General features: G+C 38.4%; 9 protein-coding genes. 7 read left to right on the top strand and 2 right to left on the bottom strand.

Annotated features, from left to right (window positions below; translation table 11 throughout):
• The 6 genes from mobQ to FTV17_RS15080 form a co-directional block, all read left to right on the top strand.
• The coding region (gene mobQ / locus FTV17_RS15105) for a MobQ family relaxase (RefSeq protein WP_180000648.1) at positions 1 to 1,364 on the top strand (1,364 nt) is incomplete at its 5' end.
• 101 nt (positions 1,365 to 1,465) lie between these two features.
• On the top strand, positions 1,466 to 1,699 hold the full coding sequence (locus FTV17_RS15100) for a hypothetical protein (RefSeq protein ID WP_068553069.1): 234 nt from the start codon (positions 1,466 to 1,468) through the stop codon (positions 1,697 to 1,699).
• Positions 1,700 to 1,901: 202 nt separating this feature from the next.
• The gene (gene repM, locus FTV17_RS15095) at positions 1,902 to 2,831 is read left to right on the top strand and encodes a replication initiation protein RepM (RefSeq protein WP_068553070.1); all 930 of its coding nucleotides are present in this window, start codon (positions 1,902 to 1,904) and stop codon (positions 2,829 to 2,831) included.
• A gap of 66 nt (positions 2,832 to 2,897) precedes the next feature.
• Positions 2,898 to 3,440 carry a plasmid replication DNA-binding protein gene (locus FTV17_RS15090; RefSeq protein ID WP_004896925.1) on the top strand — a complete coding sequence of 181 codons (543 nt, stop codon included), beginning with the start codon at positions 2,898 to 2,900 and terminating at the stop codon, positions 3,438 to 3,440.
• A 670-nt stretch (positions 3,441 to 4,110) separates the two neighbouring features.
• On the top strand, positions 4,111 to 5,586 hold the full coding sequence (gene msr(E) / locus FTV17_RS15085; RefSeq protein WP_000052512.1) for an ABC-F type ribosomal protection protein Msr(E): 1,476 nt from the start codon (positions 4,111 to 4,113) through the stop codon (positions 5,584 to 5,586).
• A gap of 55 nt (positions 5,587 to 5,641) precedes the next feature.
• Positions 5,642 to 6,526 carry an Mph(E) family macrolide 2'-phosphotransferase gene (locus tag FTV17_RS15080; protein WP_000155092.1) on the top strand — a complete coding sequence of 295 codons (885 nt, stop codon included), beginning with the start codon at positions 5,642 to 5,644 and terminating at the stop codon, positions 6,524 to 6,526.
• 138 nt (positions 6,527 to 6,664) lie between these two features.
• Here FTV17_RS15080 and FTV17_RS15075 read toward each other — a convergent pair whose 3' ends face one another.
• Both FTV17_RS15075 and FTV17_RS15070 read right to left on the bottom strand, forming a co-directional pair.
• The gene (locus tag FTV17_RS15075; protein ID WP_039090891.1) at positions 6,665 to 7,096 is read right to left on the bottom strand and encodes a hypothetical protein; all 432 of its coding nucleotides are present in this window, start codon (positions 7,094 to 7,096) and stop codon (positions 6,665 to 6,667) included.
• 17 nt (positions 7,097 to 7,113) lie between these two features.
• Complete coding sequence (locus tag FTV17_RS15070) at positions 7,114 to 7,380, bottom strand: mobilization protein (protein WP_088749624.1); 267 nt, start codon at positions 7,378 to 7,380, stop codon at positions 7,114 to 7,116.
• A gap of 208 nt (positions 7,381 to 7,588) precedes the next feature.
• On the opposite strand from FTV17_RS15070, the gene FTV17_RS15065 reads away from it, so the two are divergent.
• Positions 7,589 to 7,788, top strand: a 200-nt coding sequence (locus tag FTV17_RS15065) for a MobA/MobL family protein (protein ID WP_180000650.1), incomplete at its 3' end; no start/stop codon positions are given.

The following is a 7,788-nucleotide window of genomic DNA, read 5'->3' as shown; positions in this document are numbered from 1 at the left end:
ATCGGGCAGGTGAAAAGATCTATTGTGAACGTGAGGGCCGAGAACATGATTACAGCCGAAAAACAGGTGTGGAATATAAAGAAATTTATTTACCCGAAGGCGCACCAGAACATTTAAAAAACCGGGAAAGACTCTGGAACGAAGTTGAACAACGGGAAACCCGAAAAAACTCGACAGTTGCCCGAGAATTTGAAATCGCTTTTCCAAGTGAATTAAATCAGGAACAACGCCTGGCCATGCTCGAAGAGCTATGCGCCAGTATCGTGGACAGACACCAGGTAGCCGTCGATGCCTGTATTCATGCACCGCATACTGGATCTGGTAGTGATGAACGCAATTATCACGCGCATATCCTGATGAGCACACGCAAACTTACTCAGGAAGGCTTCACCGAGAAAACCCGGGAACTGGATCAGAAACACAGTGGAGAAATCGAACACTGGCGCGAACACTTTGCCGATATCTGCAATATGCACCTGGATCTGGCTGGATACACTGCCCGAGTCGACCACCGCAGCTACAAAGACCAGGAGAATGGTTTAGAAGCCACGCTGCACGAAGGGCCGAAAGTCACCGAACTGCGCCGAAAAGGGATTGAGACCGAAATCAGCCGAAGCAATGACGAAATCAAACAGAGAAATCAGGCTCAGCTGCAATACAGCAAAAATATGGATCTGCTGATTGCTGAAAATGAGATCAAACTCAGCACACTGAAAACAGAACAGCAGATCCAAATCAAAAATAGCGCTAAAACGCCACCAATTGACGAAAAAGCCCTGTTTGAGGAAAAACAGAGGGAAACCCTTGGCAAAGTGCTAAAACGCGAAATCAGCGCAAAAGACGCGAATCTAGACCTGGATTTCATGCAGCGTAATCTCAAACAAGCCGAAATAACCCTGACCAAGCACCACAAACATCAAAATGAGTTCAATCAGCAGCTTGCCCAGGAGATCGTGAAAAGCGGACTCAAGCAAAGTCATGACAAATTGCAAAGCCTGGTCGATCAACACAACGAATTAACTCAGAACAAACCCTTACTGTTTGGAAAAAAAGCCTGGGAAGCCCAACGTGATGCGATTTACCAGGAGCACAAAAAGCTGAAAGGTCAGCATGAACACCAGAAAAAACATGGTGTGAAGGATTTATTGGAAAATGACAAATTCAAAGAACATGCCTGGAAGCAGTACCAACAACAACATCCAGCCAAAGCCAAGCAATACCAGACTCTATACCCATCCTATCAAGTCATTAAAAAATGTGTGGATGAGATCAAAGCAGAACAACAGATGAAACTCAGACAGGAACAACAGCTCAAAGCACAGCAACATGCGCCTAAAATGAAATCTCGTGGCATGAGTCGCTAAACAGAGCGAGTGTCTACGAGCGAACTGAGAAAATTTGCCCATCCCTTTCCCTGATTACAAGCTCCCTATCCATCAATCACCTGCTTTACAGAGCATCCCGAATGGGTGCGAACTTTCCAAATTTGATTCCTAAACCGAGCGTAGCGAGAAAAAAAGCTCATGAGCGAAGCGAATTCCGAGCTGCTTTTGATCTTGCTTTTGCTTTTTCTCAAATTCACGAAAATATGAACCAAAAATTGCCCCGACGAATCGAGCGAAAGCGAGATTCAATAGAGTTTGAGCGAAGCGAAAACCAAGGGCAATTTTTTACTCCCTGGGCTTTTAATTATTTTTAAGCTTTTAAATGCTTTTAATTAAGCTGTAATCCTTTATTCATAATGGTTCTAGAGATATTAAAACGAGGTTTACCTTGCATTAAAACGAGGTTTACCTTGCATTAAAACGAGGTTTACCTTGCATTAAAACGAGGTTTACCTTGCATTAAGCGAGATAATTATATAACCTCGTCTTATTGAATTAAAAATATAATCTTTTCATATGAAAACAGAACTAGTTGTTAAAGATAACGCCTTAATCAATGCCAGTTATAACCTCGATCTAGTTGAACAGAGGTTAATTCTCCTAGCTATTGTTGAAGCAAGGGAATCGGGTAAAGGGATAAATGCTAATGATCCACTAACAGTTCATGCTGAAAGTTATATTAATCAGTTTGGTGTACATCGAAATACGGCTTATCAGGCGTTAAAAGATGCTTGCGATGACTTGTTTGCAAGACAATTCAGTTATCAGAGTCTTAGTGAAAAAGGTAACACTATTAATCACAAATCAAGATGGGTGAGCGAGGTGGCTTATATTGATAATGAAGCTGTCGTTAGACTTATTTTTGCCCCTGCTATTGTGCCTTTAATTACTAGGTTAGAAGAACAATTTACAAAGTATGAAATACAACAAATAAGTAATTTAACAAGTGCTTATGCTGTTCGTTTATATGAAATATTGATTGCATGGCGTAGTACTGGAAAAACGCCTCTCATAACTATGTATGATTTTAGACAAAAAATAGGTGTACTCGAGACTGAATACAAACGAATGTATGATTTTAAAAAATATGTTTTAGACATTGCATTAAAACAAGTAAATGAACATACCGATATTATTGTCAAAGTTGAACAGCATAAAACAGGTAGATCTATTACTGGTTTTTCATTTAGCTTTAAACAGAAAAAATCAGCCACGCATTCAGTCGAATCTAAAAGAGATCCGAATACATTAGACCTCTTTTCAAAAATAACAGATAAACAACGCCATCTATTCGCCAACAAGCTCTCAGAGCTTCCTGAGATGAGTAAATATTCACAAGGCACAGAAAGCTATCAGCAGTTTGCTGTACGTATAGCTGCCATGCTGCAAGATGCAGAGAAATTTAAGGAATTACTTCCTTTACTCAGAAAATTAGGATTTCAATGACATTGTTAATTGAAATTGTTAAGTTAACAGTCAGGTATTAACACAAGTTGAAAACTGGTTTACATAATGAAAAAACTGTCAGTTTCAGAGTTAGCTAAGCTTTATGGATATTCAAGACAAGCCATATATGCACATATAAACAAAGGAAATTTATCTAAAGGATCTGATGGATTAATTGACTTTTCAGAGGCCCTAAGAGTTTTTGGGGAACCACAAAAAAAAGAGGATACAGTCAATCAAAGTCAATCAATTAACAGTCAAAACTTGACAGAAGTTGACTTACTAAAACGTCAAGTTGACATACTGGAAAAACAATTAAATCAGGCAATACAGAGAGAAAATCAATCTTTAGAACGTGAATCGTTTTATCAAGAACAGATTGAAGCTATGCAGCGCTTACTAGAAGCACCAAAAGCCAATATGACTACCTTTACCGATCAGAGCTTTAAACAGGATATAGCAACGGATCCTCGGTCGGAACTAGCAACGAACTATGACGAATTGACTACTCCTCAGCAAGACAATAAGCGTATTCCTATCCCGGAGCATGTTGAACCAGAACAGAAGAAGAGAGGCTTCCTAAGCCGCTTTTTCCTTCCATATGGTTAGCCAAGACTCCAGTTTTTTGAAGAGCCAATTTCAGTGCAAGCACTTGAAATAATGACTCCTCAAAAAACCGGATGATGTTTATTAAAACTGAATAAAACCGTGGAACATCGCTCAATTAGTGATCGTGGAACATGAATAATCAATAAAAAGCCGTTCTGGTGCCCTATACTCCAGAACGGCTTACGTTAATATAATGATATTTAAAGAGAAATATCAAGCATTTCGTATAAGGTGTATTATGTTAATTTTAGAAAATCTTCACTACTATTATTTTAAAATAAGCCTTATATCCAAGCATAAAACAAGGTTGTCTAGACTTCTTTTAACAGTAAAGTTATCATAAAACTGAATTTTATTTTTTAGGTAAGTTTATGCATTCTATCCGCATTCGTTAAGACACAACTATTTGCATAGTGACACTATTTTATAATGGTGGGCTTTTGTTGTGTCTTTAAGAATATATGCGGATATATAAAGTAAAAGTATGCTTAATTTATAAGTATGCTTTTAGTGCATAGTTTCCAGTTATAACTTAATTGACTAGCTATTTGTCCACCCTGTGGATGAATAGCTTTTTTTTTGGGAGGACACTGTGATGCTAGCTTTTGTTTTCACCTAAATCCTGTTTGCTGCATAAAAAATTTCAAGAGCTAAACAGGAGTAAATAAAAATGAGTTTAATTATTAAAGCGAGAAACATACGCTTGGATTATGCTGGGCGTGATGTTTTGGATATTGATGAATTGGAAATTCACTCTTATGACCGTATTGGTCTTGTGGGTGATAACGGAGCAGGAAAGAGTAGTTTACTCAAAGTACTTAATGGCGAAATTGTTTTAGCCGAAGCGACATTACAGCGTTTTGGTGATTTTGCACATATCAGCCAACTGGGCGGAATCGAAATAGAAACGGTCGAAGACCGGGCAATGTTATCTCGCCTTGGTGTTTCCAATGTACAAAACGACACAATGAGTGGCGGAGAGGAAACTCGTGCAAAAATTGCTGCCGCATTTTCCCAACAAGTACATGGCATTCTAGCGGATGAACCAACCAGCCACCTTGATCTCAATGGAATAGATCTACTTATTGGTCAACTTAAAGCATTTGATGGAGCATTACTTGTTATCAGTCATGACCGATATTTTCTTGATATGGTTGTAGACAAGATATGGGAGTTAAAAGACGGTAAAATTACGGAATATTGGGGTGGTTACTCGGATTACTTGCGTCAAAAAGAAGAAGAGCGACAACACCAAGCCGTAGAATATGAGCTGATGATGAAGGAACGGGAGCGATTAGAATCTGCTGTGCAAGAAAAACGCCAGCAAGCTAATCGATTAGACAATAAGAAAAAAGGAGAAAAATCCAAAAACTCTACCGAAAGTGCTGGACGACTTGGGCATGCAAAAATGACTGGCACCAAGCAAAGAAAACTGTATCAGGCAGCTAAGAGTATGGAAAAGCGTTTGGCTGCATTAGAAGATATTCAAGCACCAGAGCATTTGCGTTCTATTCGTTTTCGTCAAAGTTCAGCCCTAGAACTGCACAATAAGTTCCCGATTACGGCAGATGGTCTGAGCTTAAAATTTGGTAGCCGTACTATCTTTGATGACGCTAACTTTATAATACCGCTTGGCGCTAAAGTCGCTATAACTGGATCGAATGGAACAGGGAAAACGTCCTTGTTAAAAATGATATCAGAACGTGCTGATGGATTAACCATATCTCCAAAAGCTGAAATTGGCTACTTTACACAAACAGGATATAAATTTAACACGCATAAATCTGTGCTCTCCTTTATGCAGGAAGAGTGCGAGTACACAGTTGCGGAAATTCGTGCAGTATTGGCTTCAATGGGGATCGGAGCGAATGATATTCAAAAAAACTTATCCGACTTATCGGGAGGTGAAATCATCAAACTGCTTTTATCCAAAATGCTTTTAGGAAAATATAATATTTTGCTTATGGATGAACCAGGAAACTATCTTGACCTAAAAAGTATTGCCGCATTAGAAACAATGATGAAGTCCTATGCAGGAACTATTATCTTCGTATCTCATGACAAGCAATTGGTCGATAATATTGCTGACATTATCTACGAGATCAAAGACCACAAAATCATCAAGACTTTTGAGAGAGATTGTTAATGATAGCCAATCTAATCCGAACATTAATTATTGAACTCTTTAAAGGAAATTAAAAATGACAATTCAAGATATTCAATCACTTGCTGAAGCACACGGCTTGTTGCTTACGGACAAAATGAATTTCAATGAAATGGGCATTGATTTTAAGGTCGTTTTTGCTCTTGATACAAAGGGGCAACAATGGTTGCTGCGTATTCCTCGTCGTGATGGCATGAGGGAACAAATCAAGAAAGAAAAACGCATTTTAGAATTGGTAAAAAAACATCTTTCTGTAGAGGTTCCTGATTGGAGAATTTCATCTACAGAATTAGTGGCTTATCCCATACTTAAAGATAATCCTGTTTTAAATTTGGATGCTGAAACCTATGAAATAATTTGGAATATGGACAAAGATAGCCCGAAATACATAACATCTTTGGCAAAAACCTTATTTGAAATCCATAGTATTCCTGAAAAAGAAGTTCGGGAAAATGATTTGAAAATTATGAAACCTTCAGATTTAAGACCTGAAATAGCAAACAATTTGCAGTTAGTAAAATCTGAAATTGGTATAAGTGAGCAATTGGAAACCCGCTACAGAAAATGGTTGGATAATGATGTTCTATGGGCAGATTTCACCCAATTTATACATGGCGATTTATATGCTGGGCATGTACTAGCTTCAAAGGATGGAGCTGTTTCAGGCGTTATTGATTGGTCAACAGCCCATATAGATGACCCAGCGATTGATTTTGCTGGGCATGTAACTTTGTTTGGAGAAGAAAGCCTCAAAACTCTAATCATCGAGTATGAAAAACTAGGGGGTAAAGTTTGGAATAAACTATATGAACAGACTTTAGAAAGAGCAGCGGCCTCTCCTTTGATGTATGGTTTATTTGCCTTAGAAACTCAAAATGAAAGCCTTATCGTTGGAGCAAAAGCTCAGTTGGGAGTTATATAATTTAAAAATATGATTGCTGAGAACTGCCTTGTTTTGAAACTTGGTTGGCTTTAATTAGTTTTTAGTATTCTTTATAGAAAATGCCTCGATCAAGGGGCATTTCTAACAATCATTTAACATAAAATTTCTTATGCGAAATTACATACCAACTTTAACCACATTGTGGACAGGTTGGATTTTAGAGATAAGAAAAACTTCTAGGGCATTTGCTAAATAAGCCGTATCACGCTCAAAGCCTATTGTAATGATGGATCCAGCATCTTTCAGTCTTGGATCTATCGCAATATATTCAGTTTTATCTTCATTCCATCGGCAATATTTCATTACCCTGGCGCTTAAGCCATTACCACGATAACGGCCAGCACCTCTAGAAGTCCCAACACCGATATAAGTCACTAAATCCCCTTTGACAAACGCATATACACCTTGTTTATCGTAATTAGGAATTTTTCCAAAATTAAAATGTACTGGTGACCATTCAGGAGGCTTTCCTAATAGGTCTACATTCCAGTGATGTTCGAAGAATAATTCTGTATTACGTATTAACTTATTAAGTGTTGGATCTTCCACTACTTATCCCTCAAAATTTATAAATTAAAAAGCTTTCGGTCACGCTCATCTGTTAAATACTTATCCATCTGAGCAATTAATTTAGCTCTGGCTTGTTCATCATCTTCAGTGATCTTTAGCATACAGGATCCAATTAAAATTTTGCGTCTGGTATCATCCTTTCGAGCTTGTTCTTTCTCTTTAGCACGTTCTCTTGCCAGTGCTGCCTGTCTTTGAGCCTTTAACTGCTTTAGCTTTTCTTCCTGTGCTTTGATTTTGCTGTCTAGTGTTTCAGTAACGCTCATTAATCCAATACCATCATCCTGGGAAACCATCCCTAACATAAGCGCACTTGAATATGCATTCAAGGTGCTATATGTATAGTAATGTTTTCCTCGAAGAGCGCACTTATGCAAACTTCGTTTGCAAGTACGATTGGGGTCTCCCCAATACCCCGACAACCGTATCCACGGTTGTACTTCACTACGTGAAAATTTAAAAGCGAAAATAGGCATGGCGATTTACCACTTTTCAGTCAAAACCGTAGCACGATCAGCAGGGCGTTCCGCTACTGCTGCGATTGCCTATCGGGCAGGTGAAAAGATCTATTGTGAACGTGAGGGCCGAGAACATGATTACAGCCGAAAAACAGGTGTGGAATATAAAGAAATTTATTTACCCGAAGGCGCACCAGAACATTTAAAAAACCGGGA

This window comes from Acinetobacter sp. YH12239 (assembly GCF_013417635.1).
In the GTDB taxonomy this organism is placed as follows: domain Bacteria; phylum Pseudomonadota; class Gammaproteobacteria; order Pseudomonadales; family Moraxellaceae; genus Acinetobacter.
Note: the sequence above shows the minus strand (reverse complement) of the source record. Positions and strands in the feature narration are given on the sequence as shown.

Bases quoted from the DNA above. Each gene is read 5' to 3' on its own strand.
- FTV17_RS15100 (WP_068553069.1), top strand. From the start codon at position 1,466: ATGGGTGCGAACTTTCCAAATTTGATTCCTAAACCGAGCGTAGCGAGA.
- repM (WP_068553070.1), top strand. From the start codon at position 1,902: ATGAAAACAGAACTAGTTGTTAAAGATAACGCCTTAATCAATGCCAGT.
- FTV17_RS15090 (WP_004896925.1), top strand. From the start codon at position 2,898: ATGAAAAAACTGTCAGTTTCAGAGTTAGCTAAGCTTTATGGATATTCA.
- FTV17_RS15080 (WP_000155092.1), top strand. From the start codon at position 5,642: ATGACAATTCAAGATATTCAATCACTTGCTGAAGCACACGGCTTGTTG.
- FTV17_RS15070 (WP_088749624.1), bottom strand. From the start codon at position 7,380: ATGAGCGTTACTGAAACACTAGACAGCAAAATCAAAGCACAGGAAGAA.